Here is a 15,140-nt window from a genome sequence, read left to right as displayed (position 1 = left end):
GCCCGGTCAAGGCCAACGACGGCGTGTCGCTGACGATCCAGGCGGGCGCCGTCCACGGGCTGCTCGGCGAGAACGGCGCCGGCAAGAGCACGCTCCTCCGCATCTTGGGCGGGCTCCTCCGCCCGGACGCGGGCCGGTTGCTCTTCGACGGCCGCCCGGTGGCGCTCGCGAGCCCGGCGGACGCGCTCGCCGCCGGCGTCGGCGTGCTCCACCAGGAGCCGCTCGACTTCCCGCCGCTCACCGTCCTGGAGAGCTACCTGGTCGCCCGGCCCCGCGCGGGCGGCGCGGGCGGCGTCGCGGGCGTCTTCCTCCCCCGGCGCGCGGCGCGCGAGGAGCTGCTCGCGCTCGCGGCGCGCTTCGGCTTCTCCGTCGATCCGGACGAGCAGGTCGCCCGGCTCACCCTCGGGGAGCGCCAGCAGATCGAGCTCTTGCGGCTCCTCGCGCTGGGCGTCCGAGCGCTGCTTCTGGACGAGCCCACGACGGGGATCTCCGGGGCGCAGCAGGAGGCCCTGTTCTCCGCGCTGCGGCGGCTCAAGGCGGACGGCAAGGCGATCGTCCTCGTGTCGCACAAGCTCTCCGACGTCGAGGCGCTCTGCGATCGCGTGACGGTGCTGCGGCACGGCAAGGTGGCGGGAGAGGCGGAGATGCCGGCCGGGGCCGATCGCCTCGTCGCGCTGATGTTCGGCGAGGCGCTTGCGCCTCGGGAGCGGTCCCCCGAGGAGGGCGGCGGCGCGCCGCTCGCGCCCCTGGAGCGCCTGCCCGGGCCGAGCGGCGGCGCGGCGCCGAGCGGCGGCGCGGCGCTCACCCTCGAGGGCGTGGCGTTCGGGGATCACCGGCTCGACGTGCGCATCGCCCACCTGGCCGTCCGTCGCGGCGAGGTGATCGGGCTCGCGGGCCTCGAGGGGAGCGGCCAGCGCCTCCTGCTGCGCGCCTGCGCGGGGCTGCTCCGGGCGCGGCGGGGACGCGTCGCCGTGGGCGGGGCCGACCTGACCGGCCGCCCCTACCCGGCCTTCCTGCGCGCCGGCGTGGGCTACCTGCCCGCCGATCGCCGTCGCGAGGGCCTCATCGCGGGTCTCTCCATCGAGGAGCACGTCGCGCTGCGCGCGCCGCGGCCCGGCTTCTTCCTGCGCCCGCGGGAGATCCGGCGCGCCGCCGAGCGGGCGATCGAGGCGCTCCGGATCCGGGGCCGGCCCGACACGCCCGTCGAACGGCTCTCCGGCGGCAACCAGCAGCGCACCCAGCTCGCGCTCCTCCCGGCGGGCCTCGCGCTGCTCCTCCTGGAGCAGCCGACCCGGGGGCTCGACCTCGCGTCGGCGCGCTGGGTGTGGGAGCAGCTCCTCGCGCGGTGCCGTGCCGGCGCGGCGCTCCTGTTCGCGTCGTCCGACCTCGACGAGCTGATGCGCTACAGCGATCGCATCCTCGTGTTCAGCGGCGGGCGCGTCTCGCCGCCCGTCCGCGTCGCCGACCTCACGCTGGACCGGCTCGGGCGGATGATCGGCGGCGAGCTCGACGGCGCCGCCCCGCCCTCGGCGCCTGGCGCACCTGCGCCGCCGCCAGCGCCTGCGGGGTCCGATCGATGAGCTCCGAGCCGAGCGCCCCAGCCGAGCCCGCCGTGCGCCGCGCGCCGCGCCGGGCCGTATTCCTGCTCCTTCGCCTCGCACCGCTCGCCCTGGCGTTTGCGCTCGTGGCGGGCCTCTGCGCGCTCCTCGGCGCCTCGCCGGCGGCGGTGGCCGCGGGCCTGTGGCAGGGCGCGTTCGGCTCCACGGATCGCGCCGCGCGGGTGCTCGTCACGCTGGCGCCGCTGCTCCTCTGTGGGAGCGGCCTGTTGTTCACGTTTCGCGCCGGGCTGTACCACCTCGGCGTCGAGGGGCAGCTCGTCCTGGGCGCCGTCTGCGCCACGGGCGCGGCGCGCGCCCTGTGGCCGCACCTCCCGGCGGGCGCCGTTGTCGCGCTCTGCGTCGGCGCGGGCGCGATCGGCGGGGCGCTCTGGGGCGCCCTCACGGGCGCGCTGCACACGCGGGTCCGGGTGAGCGAGATCTTCGCGGGCCTCGGCATGAACTTCGTGGCCCAGGGGCTGGTCCTGTACCTCGTCTTCGGCCCGTGGAAGCGCCCTGGCGTCGCGTCCATGGCCGGCACCGAGCCGCTCGACGGCGCGCTCCGGCTCTCCACGCTGGGCGGCACCGATCTCAGCCCCGTCGCGCTCCTGCTCGGGGTCCTCTCGCTCCTCGGGACGGCCGTCGTGCTCGGGCGGACCCACCTCGGGCTCCGGCTGCGGGCGGTGGGGCTGAGCCCGCCGGCCGCGGAGGTGCTCGGCGTGCGCGCGGCGCGGCAGGTGCTCCTCGCGTTCGCGGTCTCCGGCGCGCTCGCCGGCGTCGCCGGCGCGCTGCAGGTGCTCGGCACGTTTCACCGGCTCATCCCGAGCATCTCGAGCAACCTCGGCTTCCTCTCGCTGCTCGTGGTGATGCTCGCCGGGCGGCGCGCCGCGCTCGTCGCGCCGATCGCCCTGTTCTTCAGCGCGCTCAACGTCGGCAGCCTGGAGCTCCCGATGACCCTCGGGCTGGAGTCCTCGCTGTCGGGCGTGCTCCAGGGCGCGCTCGTCCTGTTCGCGCTCCTCGCCCCCAGGGCGGCGCGCGGCGGCGGCCGGCCGGAGGTGGCGTGATGGGACGAGGCCCGGAGGGACGAGGCAGACGGAGGCAGGCCTGATGGAAGGACGCCTCCGATGGAAGGAGCAGCCCTCATGAGCGACGGCGGCGCCGAGCTCCTCTCGCTGCTCGCGACCGCGCTCGCGGCGTCGACGCCGCTCGTCTACGCGGCGGTCGGCGAGACGCTGACCGAGCGGGCCGGGGTCATCAACCTCTCGGCCGAGGGAGCGATGATGCTCTCGGCGATGGTCGGCTTCGCGGCCGCCCTGTCGACCGGGAGCGTCCTCGCCGGCTTCGCCGCCGCGGCCGCGACCGGGGCGCTCGTCGCGCTCGTCGTGGCGATCGGCGGGATCTACCTCGGCCGCTCCCAGATCGCGGTCGGCTTCGTCCTGGCGATGCTCTGCGCGGATCTCTCGTCGGTGCTCGGCGGCCCGTACGTGCGCGTCCCCGGGCCGACGGTGCCGGCGGCGTCGATCCCGGTGCTGCGGGACGTGCCGCTCGTGGGGCCGCTGCTGTTCCAGAGCGATCCCCTGGTGTATGGCAGCTACGTCCTCGTCGCCTGCGCGTGGCTCTTCCTCTATCGCACGCGCGCGGGGCTCCTCCTCCGCGCGGTGGGCGAGCAGCCGGCGGCGGCGCACGCGCGCGGGGCGCATGTGACGCGGGCGCGCACGGCGGCGACGCTCGTGGGCGGGGCGCTCGTGGGCATCGCCGGCGCGGCGTACTCGCTCGATTTCAAGGCGGGATGGAGCCACCGCCACACGGCGGGTTACGGCTGGATCGCGCTGGCGATCGTGATCTTCGGCGGCTTCCATCCGGTGCGGGCGGCGCTCGGCGCGTACCTCTTCGGCGTGCTGTCGTCGGCGGCGAGCCTCGGCCAGAGCGCTCTTCCATCGGTGCCGACGCAGGTCTTCAGCGTGGCGCCGTTCGCGCTGATGATCGCGGTCCTCGGGCTCACCTCGAGCGGGCTCCTGGAGCGCGCCTCCGCGCTGCTGCCGCGCGCCGCGCGCCGCCCGCTCCTGCGCGCGTTCGACGCGACGCCTCCCGCGGCGCTCGGGCAGCCCTATCCGGCGGACGGCGCAGCGGAGGGGCGGCCGCGCCGCGTGGATCAGAGCGCCGAGGAGCGGTCGTGTGATGTGGGTGACGGGGCGGAGGGGCGGCCGCGCGGCGTGGATCAGCGGGCGAGATAACAGACCTCGAGCCAGGGGCGGTCGCTCTGGAGGGGGTGATCGCTCGAGCGGTACGACGTGCGCCCGTCCGGCCCTTCCTCGACGAGGAAGCCGTAGTTCGGGGTCGTGCCGTCGACCCACGCCTGGACGAGCCCGGTCAGATCGGCGCTCATGGCATAGGGGTCGACATAGGTGAGCTCCGCCGCGGCGGCCTTGTCGTAGCTCGCGGCGAAGCTCTGCCAGGTCACGGTGTCCTCGCGCCACGGCGCGGTGATCCGGTGAGCGCGGACGGTCTGGTCGCTCGATCCGAAGGCGACGACGCCGAACTCTGCCGACGTGACGGTGGCCCCGGCGGGGATGCCGTCGAGCCCGAACCGGTAGAGCGCCTGCTTGCGCGCGCCGTTGGCGTCGCCCGAGTAGTTGTAAGGGACGTGGCCGTCGCTGTAGCGGGGGAAGGCTTCCCAGATACCGGCGTCCTCGACGTCGCCGAGGGCGCCTCGCTGCAGGGTGACGCACACGTCTTTGCATGCGTCCCCGAGGCCGTCACCATCGCTGTCGAGCTGGTCTGGATTCGCGGCAGCGGGGCAGTTGTCGCAGGCGTCGCCGATCCCGTCGAGGTCGCTGTCGGTCTGGTCCCAGTTGGCGACGCTGGCGCAGTTGTCGGTCGCATCGCAGAACGAATCGCCGTCGCTATCGCCGAGCGGACACGGATCGCAGGCGTCGCCGATCCCGTCTCCGTCCGCGTCGGCCTGGTCCGGGTTGTCGCGGTTGGCGCAGTTGTCGCAGCCCGCGCCCAGGCCGGGCGCGATGTCGTCGCTGTCGTCGCTCGCGAGCGATGACAGCCCCACCTCGTAGCCGTCGCAGACGTCGCGATCCGCGCAGGGGATCGGGCCGGAGACCGCATCGTACAGGCAGAGGAGCGACGCGCCTTCGGTCGCCTCGACGTACACGCGGGCGAAGCCGACGGCCGTCGACCCGCCGTCGACGACATCGACCTGGAGATCATTGCACGCCGCTGGATTGTAGAGGGCGAGGACGCCGGGCTCGGTGAACGTCCTCTGGAGCGTCGCTGAATTGCAATCGCAGCCGTTGGTGCTCGCGACCGTGTCGAGGTGGACCCCATTCAGGTACAGCGAGAACGCGCCGGCGCCGCAATCGGCGTGGTTGATGGTGAACGTGATCGCGGTCGGTGCCCCGAACGCCGTCCCGGGGATCCCTGCGAGCACGAGAAGAGAGAGGCAAGCGCTAGCAGCGCTCGTATGGAAATATCGCATGATTCTTCTTATATTCTTAGTTTAGACAACATACAATGGCCCTGAGCGGTTTTTGGTTCGCTGGTGCGCTGGTGCGCTGGTGCGCGGGTGTCGCGTGTCGCGTGTCGCGTGGCGCGCAGTGAACAGCGGGGTACACGGCGCGTAGTGAACAGCGGGATACGCGCCGTGGGGTGAACAGCGGGATACTCGACAGGCGGTGAACGACGGGGCACACGACGCGCAGTGAACTGCGGGATACGCGATGCGCAGTGAACGGTAGGGCACGCGCCGCGTAGTGAACAGCGGGGTACACGACGCGCAGTGAACGGTAGGGCACGCGCCACGGGGTGAACGTCGGGGTACGCGACGCGGGTTACGGGTCCGGCGGTCATATCGTCTGGGGCGGGCTCCGGCAGTGCCTTCGCGCCATCACCGTCCGCATTCGTGGTGATGCCGCGCGTGGTGCCGGTTTCAAGGGGACGTTGCGGGCGTTCAGGCGGCTTTCGGCATTGACGATTTCTTACGGCGCTCGCCGCGAGCGTCGGGCGCGACGGGACGCCGGAGATCGCGCAACAGCAGCAGCAGCTCGCGCCCATCGGGACCTGGCGGCCGGCGGCGGCGCGGCGCCAGGCGGCGGAGGCGCCGGCTGCGGCGGAGCCGACCCGGGTGGGTGCCGGCGCGGAGCCCGACGCCGTAGGCCCAAGAGGACGGGCGACGTCCGGGTCGGCCTGGGATGGTCCGGACCAGGCGCTGTCCGGGTCGTGCCCATGGGGCATCTCTATCGAACTGGGCGGGCGGGGCCAGCCATCCGCGCTGCGAGCGGCCCGAAAGCGCCGTGAGCGAGGAGTTACCGCTGGTGCGCTCGCTCCCGGACGACCGTGCGGCGTCGCCGGCGCTCAGGAAGGGAAGTCTTGGTCCAAACGAGCGATCAGGTCTATCCGATCGATCCTTTGCCATGCGCTGCGCGCGGCCTCGACATGCTGGTGCTGGGTGACAGCGTCGGGCGCGACGGCGGCAAGATGATGATGGGTCCGACCGATGGAGCAGGGCTCCGGGATGCGCTGGTACAGCGCGAGAGCTTCTTCGTAGCGAGCACGGGCCGCGCTGGCATTGCCGTGGGCTCGAGCGATCTCTCCAAGGCGCCTGATGCAGTCGGCTTCGCCGCGCACAGACCCCACCTGCCGGTAGAGCGGCAGCGCTTCTTCGTAGCGCGCCCTCGCCTCGTCGTGCTGCGAGCGCGCGAGCGCGACGTCTCCAAGGCTCTGGGCGCACAGCGCCTCTCGCCGCCCGTCCCCTGTGCGCTGCGCCACCTCCAGCGCCCGACCAAGGGGCAATGAAGCCGCGTGCCCGGAAAAACGCGCGAAGTTGGTCAACGCCGTCGCCGTGTCGATCCATCGCCCTGGTTCGACCTCCGTGAGCCCGCGTCGGATCACCGAATCCAGGTTCGCCGTCTCCGGCGCGAGCCGCGCCGCCGCCTCTGTGCCGCCGCGGCTCCCCGGCACCGGCCCGAGCGTGCACGTGAGCTCCCCGTAGTGCTCCATCGCCCGCCCCAGGTCCTCCACGACCGGCGGGTACTCCGCTGCCACGTACTCGCGCACCGGCGAGAGCATCTTGAGCCGGCCGCCCTCGAAGTAGGCCAGCCCCACCTGCGCCAGCGCGCGCGCCGCCGCCGGCCCGATTCCCGGCAGGAGCACCGCGAGATCCCGCTGCGCGATCCCGTCCGGCAGCATCGCCAGCACCGAGAGCAGTCGACGCGCGCCGGCTGTCATCCGCGGCGAGCCGATCGAGAGATCCAGTGACGCCTTCCAACTCCGGAGCCGATTGCGCGCTCCGCCGTCGCGCTCCAGCACCGCCGTGCGGCGCGCCTCCCACTCGTCCTTCAGGTTGATGAGGTCGTTTCCGTGGGTCGCGTGCGCGAGCAGCGCGATCGCCAGCGGAATACCCTCCATCAGGGAAAGCAGCGCCGAAAGTGCCGGCTTGCTCCGGTGCTCCTCGCCCGCGATGGCGCAGAACACTGCCTCCGCCTCGGGGCGTCGCAGCGGCCGGAGCTCAATCGGCGAATTCCAGGTCACCCTCCCCGGCCGGCCCGCGCCGCGCACCGACGCCACGAGAGACAGGTCCGGCACGGCCGCGAGCTCCGCGAGCAGCGCTTCGGTCCCAGGCTGGTCGTCGCCATCCCAGGGCGTCTCCAGGTTGTCCAGCACGAGCACGGCCGGGCCTGCTGCGAGAAATGACATCGCCTGCTGCCACAGGTCCGGGCCGGAGGCGATGCGCAGCGCTCCGGCCAGCGCGACGGCTGCAGACTCGGCATCTGGCGCAGCGTCGAGCCGCGCGAAGAAGCGCCGCTCCCCGAAGCGAGCCACCACCTCCGGGCGGTGCAGGACCGCCAGGCTGATCGTGCTCTTCCCGACGCCCGCCGCGCCGAGGAGCAGCACGCGTCCCGGCGGCTTGCCCACCAGCGCCGCGACGATGGCCTCCACCTCCAGGCCCCGGCCGATGCACAGCTCCGCCGGTGGCAGCCCCGCGGCCAGGGCGCTCCGTCCTCCCGGAGCCGCCCGCCGGCTCATCACGCGTTCGACCACGGCGCGCAGGCCGCGCACCACCTCGGTCCAGGCCTCGCCTCGAACCGGCCAGCCCTCCACAGGCCGCCCGCCCTCGGGGAGCGGAGCAAGCTTGCCGAACTCGGTCCAACCCCAGTCGCAAGGTCGGACAGGCACGGGCACGACGACCACCTCGCCCGCGGCGCGCCGGGCGAGAGCGCGCGCTGCCTCCTCATCGAAGTGACGATCGGAGGCGAGGAAAGCGGGACTCACCAGCAGGACCACGACCTCAGCCGCCTCGATCTGCGCGCGCGCTTCCGCCGCCGGTTCTCCCCCTGCGGCGATCCGGTCGTCGTGCCAGACCTCGATCAACCCGCTGCGCTCGATGGGCCTCAGGTGGACCTCCACCTCGGCACGCAACGCGGCGTCCTCCGGGGCAGACGAGATGAAGAGACGAACCGGCTTCGGCATGCGCGTCCAGAGCTGCAGTCTGCTCCGGCGAGTTTACAGACCTCTCCCTGGGCTGGATAGCCCAGGACGCCCGCCCGATTGCATGGACGGCCGGGTGCCGGCGGGCAGATACAGCGCAGCAACTCCGCTCGTCGCGCCGGAGAGGCCGCAGTAGATCTGCCGCGGTGGGCCGCGGGTGCGAAGTGCCCCGTCCGCGTCCGGGCCGAGGCGATGGCGGCCCTGCCGGACGGCGAGGTGCTCGCGGTCGAGCGCTGGGCGCCCGGTCGCGCCGACTCCATGGTGATCCCCCTGCCCGCCTGGGACGGCAAGCTGCTCCGCGCCACGGTGCTCGCCACCGAGCGCGATCGCTACGTCGTCGCGCGCTTCGAGGCAGCGAGCACCCTCGCGCGCAACGGCGGCCAGCGCATGCTGGGCGCGAGCGCCCCGGACGCGGCCCGCGCCGAGGCGCTCGCGGTTCACCTGCGGGAGCGCGTCAAGGGAGCGTCGCCCGCGGTCGCCTGCTTCACCCCGGCAGAGGTCCTCCGCGAGGTGAGGCTCGCGGGCGCGCCGTGACGGCTCAGCTGATCCCCATGGGCGCGCCGCCCTCGGCGACGAACCGATCGGCGATGTCCACGAGGAGCGCGTCGGTGGCGGGCTTGCTCTTCACGGTGACCTGCGTCTCGTCGGGAAGCAGCACGAACGAACCGACCACCTTGCCGTCGAGCCGCACCTCGTGGCTGCCGCCGGGCGGAGCGGGCGCGACCTCGTAGACCTTGCCGTCACGTGCCTTGATCTTCATGCCCTAGCGGTAGCACGCAGCGGCCGCGCGGGGTGCGCCGCGCCGCGGCGCGCGAGCCCAGCCCGCCTCGGGCAAGAGCCCCTCCACCGCGGGCGGATTGCGCGGTAGGATGGGGCTGCGCGCCGCGCGCGAGGAGTGTTCACCGTGCCGAGATTCGATCTGGTCCCGAGCCCGTCGCTCGCGTCGACGACGGCGCGGGAGCGACCCGGGGAGAGCGTCATGACAGCGGCCTCCGCGCGCGCCATCGAACCACGGACCCACGCCGCGGGCCGCCCGCTCGACGCCGATCGCTGATGCTGATGCCAGAGCCTGGCCAGCCCCCCGAAGCCGGCGGCGGATGGATCGTCCTCGGCGTCCTGAACGAGATCCTCCTCAAGCTCGCCAGCCAGCCGGACCTGCGGTCGCTGTGGGAAGAGGTCTGCGCGAGCGCGCGCTGGATCGTCCCGTCCCAGCGGCTCTGCGTCGTCCTCGCCAAGGACGGCGGCGGCGCCAGGATCGCGGCGAGGTACGAGCGCGGCACCTTCGAGTACGGGGCGCCCGAGGGCGGCGGCGTCGTCGTGGACGCCTGGATGGTCGCGGCGCTGGAGGCGCAGCGCCCCGCCTGGTTCAGGGGGCCGTGGGACGAGGCGCGCGAGGCGGATCGCGCGCGCGCGTGGCTCCTCGCGGACGACCCCGACGTCGTCTTCCATGTGCCGATCCAGGTCTACAAGAAGACCATCGGCACGATGCTCTTCGCCCTGGAAGACCAGCGCCAGATCGACCGGAAGGCGCTGGCGAGCGCGACCACGTACGCCCTGTACGTCGGGGCCACGTACACGACGCTCAAGAACTCGCTCGACCTCGCCGCCGCGAGCGCGCAGCTGCGCGAGCAGAACGACGAGCTCGAGCGGGTCCAGATCGAGCTGCGCCTGCAGCTCGACCGGGTCCGCGCGGCGCACGAGGCGATGCTCGAGATGTCGACGCCGATCATCCAGGTGTGGGACGGCGTGCTCACGCTGCCCGTGATCGGCACGATCGACAGCGCGAGGGCGGCCCGCATGATGGAAGAGGTGCTCGACGCGGTCGTCCGGCACGGCGCCCGCTTCATGATCGTGGACCTGACCGGCGCGCAGGCGACGGACACCTCGACCATCGATCACCTGCTCCGGATCTTCGCGGCGACGAGGCTGCTCGGCAGCCGGTGCATCGTCTCGGGCGTCCCCACGGCGATGGTCGGGCGCATCCTGGAGTCCGGCGGTAGCCTCGACGGGATCCCGGTGTTCAGCACGCTGAAGAGCGCGCTCGAGCACGCGGTGGGCGCGATCCGGCAGCAAGCACAGCCGGCGCGCCGGTAGCCGCCGCGGCCGGAGGAGCGCCCGGACCGGAGCGGTGAAGGCCGCGCGCCGCGCGCCGCCCGCTGTGATACGCCCGCGATCCCACACAGGAGCATGACGGATGAAGCTCGCGATGATCGGACTCGGCAGGATGGGCGCCAACATGGCGCGCCGGCTCATGCGCGGCGGCCACGAGGTCGTCGCGTTCGATCTGAACCAGGACAGCGTGAAGCGGCTGGGCGAGGAGGGCGCGGCGACGGCCTCCTCCCTGGGCGACGCGGTGGCGCAGCTCGAATCGCCGCGCGTGGTCTGGGTCATGCTGCCCGCGGGCGCGCCCACCGAGCGCGTCGTGGAGGAGCTCGGCGAGCAGCTCGGCGCCGGCGACGTGATCATCGACGGGGGCAACACCTACTTCAAGGACGACGTCCGCCGCGCCAGGGCGCTCGCCCCGAAGGGCATCCGCTACGTCGACGTCGGCACGAGCGGCGGCGTGTGGGGGATCGACCGCGGCTACTGCCTCATGGTGGGCGGCGCCCCCGAGGCGTTCGCCCTGGTGCAGCCGATCCTGCGCACGCTCGCGCCGGGGCCGGGGGACATCCCGCGCACGCCGGGCAGGCAGGAGGCCCAGGGCGGCGCGCAGAGCACGTCGGAGGAGGGCTACCTGCACTGCGGCCCGGTCGGCGCCGGGCACTTCGTGAAGATGGTCCACAACGGCATCGAGTACGGCCTCATGCAGGCCTACGCGGAGGGGTTCGACATCCTCAAGAACGCGGCGGGGGAGCGCCTGCCCGAGGAGCACCGGTACGCGCTCGACCTCGGCGAGATCGCCGAGGTGTGGCGTCGAGGCAGCGTGGTGGGGTCGTGGCTGCTCGACCTCACCGCGATCGCCCTCGCCGAGAGCCCGGAGCTCGCCGCGTACAGCGGCTTCGTGCAGGACTCCGGCGAGGGCCGCTGGACCGTGATGGCGGCGATCGAGGAGGCCGTCCCCGCAGAGGTGCTTTCCTCGGCGCTCTACGCGCGCTTCCGCTCACGCCACGATCATACCTTCGCCGAGAAGGTCCTCTCCGCGATGCGGCACAAGTTCGGCGGACACCTGGAGCGCCCGACGGGGGGCTGAGCGGCGTCCCTGCCTGCCGATCGAGTGAGGATCCGGGAGCGCTCCCTGCGCGCCCGGGTGCGCGGCGCCGCGGGGAGAACCTCATCCTCTTGAAGAGGCTCACGAGTAGGTGTCAAATTATTGAATTTATTATGTTTTATCCTCACGCTCAGAGGATCTCCGACGAGTCGCGCTCGTCGGGTTGCGCGCGCTGGCCGGCGGCGAGGAGCGCCTCGGCGAGGAGCATCGCGTCGACCGGCCAGAGCTCGGGCGGACGCCGGTGCTTCGCCCCTGCCTCGGGGAGCGGGCGGCAGCTGAGCACGAGGCGGCGGAAGCGGTCCGGGACGGCGTCCCGGCCGTGCGCCGCGCCGAGCAGCGCGCCGGCGATCGCGGCGTTCGTGTCGGTGTCGCCGCCGGCCATCACCGTGTCGACGAGGCCCCGCTCGAGCGAGGGCGCGTGGAGGAGCTGGTAGAAGGCGTTCTGCAGGGCGATGAGCACCCAGCCGGCCTGGTGCGAGAAGCTCCGGGGCGGGGCGCCGCGCGCGGCCGTGAGCGCGGCGACGACCGCGCGCTCGCCGCTGCGCTCCGCCTCGTCGAGGGCGGCGGCGCAGGCGCCCTCGACGCCGGCGCCGCCCACCACCGCGGCGATGGCCGCGACGAACGCGGCGGAGGCGGCGCAGCAGACCGGGTGGGGGTGCGTGAGGGCGCTGTCGTCGCGCGCCCAGGCCGCGGCCTCCCGCGGGCGGCCCGCGCCGAGGACGCCGAGCGGCGCCGCGCGCATCACCGAGCCGTTCGCCTCGCTGGTCAGGCTCGCGGCGGCGCGGGCGCGCTCGCGCCGCGCGCCGGGCAGCGGCGCGCCCGCGGCGGCCCTGAGCGCGGCCGCCGTTGTGTTGCCGATGTCGAACGGGCCGGAGCCGTACCAGTGCACGTAGGCGTCGAGCGCGGCCTCCGCGACGAAGCCGCGCTTGCGGACGATCGAGCGCGCGAGCATGAGCGCCATCTCGGAGTCGTCGGTCGGCTGCCCGGCCAGCGTGCCCCACGTCCCGCCGTCGGCGAGGTCGCGGACGCCGTCCGGGTAGAGCGGCGCGATCGCCTCCGCGGTGCGGAACTCGACGAGCGCGCCGAGCGCGTCGCCCGCGAGCTGGCCGAGCAGGCAGCCCTGCGCGCGCGCGAGCGTGCCTGCGCCCTCGACGAGCAGGCTGCGCGAGGGGCGCAGGAGCCCGTACGTGCCCTGCGGCGGCGGGATGCGGCCGTGGATGACGGCGTTCCACGGGCGGCGCGCGAGCTCGCGCACGACCGCGGGGGCGCCGCCGAAGAGGCGGCAGACCTCGCCGTCGCCCTGCGCGGTGTACGCGACGGGCGCGCCGTCGTCGTCGACGAGCTCGCCGCCCGCGGCGCGCACGAGCGCGTGCCCGGCGGCGTAGTCCCAGCTGCGGGGCCGGCTGAGCGAGACCGCGGCGACGCCCTCGCCGGCCGCGGCCAGGGCGAGCCGGTAGGCGAGGCTCGGGAGCGCGAGGAACCGCGCGGGGGCGACGCAGCGGGCGTTGCGGGCGGGGAGGTAATCCGCCGACTGCGACAGCAGCACGACCGCGTAGCGATCGAGCGCGCCGCCGGCGAGCGACGTCGAGACGGCGGCGCCGTTGCGCCGGATCGGCCCGGCGCCCTCGGCCCACGCGATGAGATCGCCGTCGTCGTCGGGGTAGGCGTACGCGAAGACGACGCCGAGCACCGGGGTGCCCTCGCGGAGGAGGCCGATGGAGACCGAGGCGCCGCGGTAGCCGTGCAGGAAGGACGCGGTGCCGTCGTGCGGATCGACGACCCAGCGGTGCGACGGGTCCGCGCCGTCCAGGGCGCCGGTCTCCTCCCCGAGGAACGCGTACGGGGTGGCCCGGGTGAGCGCGTCGCGCAGCAGGAGCTCGACCTCCACGTCGACGTCGGCGCTCGTCCCGGCGCCGCGTGGGCCGCCCGGGCGGTGGAACTCCGCGCGGAGGAGCGCGCCCGCGCGGCGCGCCGCGTCGACGGCCAGCGCGAGCTCAGCGTCGTAGCCCATGCCGTTCCCCTGGCTCCACGCGAGGCACCCTACCCCAGGTCGGCGCGCTGGCGGTGGCCGGCGTCGAGATCGCCCGGGGGAGGCGCGGCGCCGTAGCCGCGCACATCGGCGACGGCCGCGTCGACCTGGGCGACGATGGTGCGGGCGTGGTCGAGGAACGCCGCGCCGGCCGGCAGGAGCCGCATGCCGCGCGCGGTGCGCTCGAACAGCTGCGCGCCGAGCTCGTCCTCCAGGCCGCGGATCTGCCGGCTGAGGGGCGGCTGCGCGATGTGGAGCCGGCGCGCGGCGCGGCCGACGTGGCCCTCCTCGGCGACGGCGATGAAGTAACGGATCTGCGAGAGGCTCACGCGGCCGATTCTAGCCCGAACCCCGCGCGCGGGGAGCCGCGCGCGGGGGCCCGAGATCAAAACGGTATTGGATGGCCGCTCGCTGCCCGCGCATACGCCTCGCATGAACGTGGACATCCTCAGGCCTCACGCGTGCGAGGCGATGCGGCGCGCAGGGCGCGCGGCGGCGGCGACGCTCTCGGCCGTCGGGGCGCGGCTCCAGCCCTTCGTGACGACGGCGGACATCGATCAGTGGGTGCGCGAGGACACGGCGCGGCGCGGCGGCCGCCCGAGTCAGCTCGGCTACAAGGGCTTCCCCGCGGCGGTGTGCACGAGCCGGAACCACGTCGTGTGCCACGGGATCCCGCGGCGCGACGAGGTGCTCCTGCCGGGCGACATCGTCAACGTCGACGTGACCACGGAGCTCGACGGCTACCACGGCGACACCTCCGCGACGTTCTTCATCGGGGAGCCGAGCCCCGAGGCGCTGCACGTGGTGGACGTCGCCAGGCGCTGCCGGGACGCGGGCATCGCGGTCGTGCGCGACGGGGCGCGGCTCGGCGACATCGGCGCGGCGATCGAGGAGATCGCGCGCGCGGAGGGGTGCGGCGTGGTCCGCGAGGTCGGCGGGCACGGCATCGGACGGAGGATGCACCTGCCGCCGCACGTCGCGCACACGGGGGTGCGCGGGGCGGGCATGCGGCTCCGCGCCGGGATGGCCATCACGATCGAGCCGATGGTCAACCTGGGCTCGCACCGCATCCGCACGCTCGACGACGGGTGGACCATGGTCACGGAGGACGGCAGCCTCTCGGCGCAGTTCGAGCACACCGTGCTCGTGACGCGGGACGGCTGCGAGATCCTGACGCTCTGAGGGCCGCGCAGCGCGCGTCGGACCTGGAGCGCCAGCTCGCCGAGGCGCTGGCCGAGATCGAGCGCCTCCGCCGCAACTGACCGCGCCCGCGCCGCGCGCGAACGCGGCGGCGTCACACCCCCTTGGTCACCCAGGCCCAGACGAACTCGCACTCCATCGGCGACGCGCCGCTCTCGTCGGTCACCGTGACGACGACCGCCACGTCCCCTTTCGGCTGATCCAGGAAGGACTGGCGCTGCTCGGGCGTGAGGGTCGCGACCGCGCGGAGGCCGCCCTGGGCGCGGCGCTTGTAGTCGATCTTCATGCTGCGCAGGAGCGGCAGCTTGTCGTCCGGCAGGTTGACGGCGACGACGAAGCCGGTCGCCGTCTCGGCCAGGAGCCCCGCCGCGGCGGCGTGCACCCCGCCGATGTGGTTCCGCACCCTGCGCCCGTTGGCGAGCCGCAGCGCTACCCGATCCGAGCTCACCTCGTCGAACTGGATCCCGGCGGTCCCGGTGAACGGCACCATGCGCTGGAACAGCACGGACTGCGCGCGCGTGCGCAGGAAGGACGGGAGCGCCTGGAGCGGCGCGAGCGAGCGGGAGATGAAGTTCAGCTGGGACATGGATCCTCCAAAGGGCCGCGAGCTTAG

The 15,140-nt window shown here is 73.9% G+C and carries 14 protein-coding genes and 1 pseudogene; 9 read left to right on the top strand and 6 right to left on the bottom strand.

Annotated elements, in window-relative coordinates:
• Positions 1 to 26: 26 nt before the first annotated feature.
• The 4 genes and pseudogenes from WMF44_RS19420 to WMF44_RS19405 form a co-directional block, all read left to right on the top strand.
• Positions 27 to 470 (top strand): annotated as a pseudogene (locus WMF44_RS19420) (ATP-binding cassette domain-containing protein); the annotation flags it as partial.
• 174 nt (positions 471 to 644) lie between these two features.
• Complete coding sequence (locus WMF44_RS19415; RefSeq protein ID WP_437301581.1) at positions 645 to 1,580, top strand: ATP-binding cassette domain-containing protein; 936 nt, start codon at positions 645 to 647, stop codon at positions 1,578 to 1,580.
• A complete protein-coding gene (locus tag WMF44_RS19410; protein WP_437300609.1) occupies positions 1,577 to 2,659 on the top strand; it encodes an ABC transporter permease in 1,083 nt (360 codons plus the stop codon). Before WMF44_RS19415 ends, WMF44_RS19410 begins: the two co-directional genes overlap by 4 nt.
• A gap of 60 nt (positions 2,660 to 2,719) precedes the next feature.
• Complete coding sequence (locus WMF44_RS19405; RefSeq protein ID WP_437300608.1) at positions 2,720 to 3,829, top strand: ABC transporter permease; 1,110 nt, start codon at positions 2,720 to 2,722, stop codon at positions 3,827 to 3,829.
• Here WMF44_RS19405 and WMF44_RS19400 read toward each other — a convergent pair.
• Complete coding sequence (locus WMF44_RS19400; protein WP_437300607.1) at positions 3,814 to 5,082, bottom strand: DNRLRE domain-containing protein; 1,269 nt, start codon at positions 5,080 to 5,082, stop codon at positions 3,814 to 3,816. The two genes, WMF44_RS19405 and WMF44_RS19400, sit on opposite strands and share 16 nt — an antisense overlap.
• Before the next feature lie 875 nt (positions 5,083 to 5,957).
• Positions 5,958 to 8,072, bottom strand: a complete 2,115-nt coding sequence (locus WMF44_RS19395; RefSeq protein WP_437300606.1) for a tetratricopeptide repeat protein — start codon at positions 8,070 to 8,072, stop codon at positions 5,958 to 5,960.
• A 210-nt stretch (positions 8,073 to 8,282) separates the two neighbouring features.
• On the opposite strand from WMF44_RS19395, the gene WMF44_RS19390 reads away from it, so the two are divergent.
• Positions 8,283 to 8,624 carry a hypothetical protein gene (locus WMF44_RS19390; RefSeq protein ID WP_437300605.1) on the top strand — a complete coding sequence of 114 codons (342 nt, stop codon included), beginning with the start codon at positions 8,283 to 8,285 and terminating at the stop codon, positions 8,622 to 8,624.
• Positions 8,625 to 8,628: 4 nt separating this feature from the next.
• Here the strand turns inward: WMF44_RS19390 and WMF44_RS19385 are convergent, their stop codons facing one another.
• Entirely contained in the window at positions 8,629 to 8,850 is a 222-nt protein-coding gene (locus tag WMF44_RS19385) for a hypothetical protein (RefSeq protein WP_012236178.1), read from the bottom strand.
• Between the two features lie 144 nt (positions 8,851 to 8,994).
• Here WMF44_RS19385 and WMF44_RS19380 point away from each other — a divergent pair, with 144 nt between their 5' ends.
• The 3 genes from WMF44_RS19380 (at position 8,995) to gnd (ending at position 11,280) form a co-directional block, all read left to right on the top strand.
• The gene (locus WMF44_RS19380; RefSeq protein ID WP_437300604.1) at positions 8,995 to 9,144 is read left to right on the top strand and encodes a hypothetical protein; all 150 of its coding nucleotides are present in this window, start codon (positions 8,995 to 8,997) and stop codon (positions 9,142 to 9,144) included.
• 5 nt (positions 9,145 to 9,149) lie between these two features.
• Entirely contained in the window at positions 9,150 to 10,184 is a 1,035-nt protein-coding gene (locus tag WMF44_RS19375) for an STAS domain-containing protein (protein ID WP_437300603.1), read from the top strand.
• Between the two features lie 100 nt (positions 10,185 to 10,284).
• Positions 10,285 to 11,280, top strand: coding sequence for a phosphogluconate dehydrogenase (NAD(+)-dependent, decarboxylating) (gene gnd / locus WMF44_RS19370; protein ID WP_437300602.1), 996 nt, complete (start codon positions 10,285 to 10,287; stop codon positions 11,278 to 11,280).
• Between the two features lie 148 nt (positions 11,281 to 11,428).
• Here the strand turns inward: gnd and WMF44_RS19365 are convergent, their stop codons facing one another.
• Together WMF44_RS19365 and WMF44_RS19360 are read right to left on the bottom strand one after the other, a co-directional pair.
• Positions 11,429 to 13,309, bottom strand: a complete 1,881-nt coding sequence (locus WMF44_RS19365; protein WP_437300601.1) for an inositol monophosphatase family protein — start codon at positions 13,307 to 13,309, stop codon at positions 11,429 to 11,431.
• Between the two features lie 29 nt (positions 13,310 to 13,338).
• Positions 13,339 to 13,656: a LysR family transcriptional regulator gene (locus WMF44_RS19360; RefSeq protein ID WP_012236172.1), complete on the bottom strand. Its 318-nt coding sequence runs from the start codon at positions 13,654 to 13,656 to the stop codon at positions 13,339 to 13,341.
• Positions 13,657 to 13,759: 103 nt separating this feature from the next.
• On the opposite strand from WMF44_RS19360, the gene map reads away from it, so the two are divergent.
• Positions 13,760 to 14,509 (top strand): type I methionyl aminopeptidase, encoded by a 750-nt coding sequence (map, locus tag WMF44_RS19355; RefSeq protein ID WP_012236171.1) that lies wholly within the window; start codon positions 13,760 to 13,762, stop codon positions 14,507 to 14,509.
• A 112-nt stretch (positions 14,510 to 14,621) separates the two neighbouring features.
• Here the strand turns inward: map and WMF44_RS19350 are convergent, their stop codons facing one another.
• Positions 14,622 to 15,113 (bottom strand): hotdog fold domain-containing protein, encoded by a 492-nt coding sequence (locus tag WMF44_RS19350; protein ID WP_437300600.1) that lies wholly within the window; start codon positions 15,111 to 15,113, stop codon positions 14,622 to 14,624.
• Positions 15,114 to 15,140: the final 27 nt, after the last annotated feature.

Source organism: Sorangium sp. So ce426, from assembly GCF_051475585.1.
Lineage (GTDB): Bacteria > Myxococcota_A > Polyangia > Polyangiales > Polyangiaceae > Sorangium > Sorangium cellulosum_B.
Note: the sequence above shows the minus strand (reverse complement) of the source record. Positions and strands in the feature narration are given on the sequence as shown.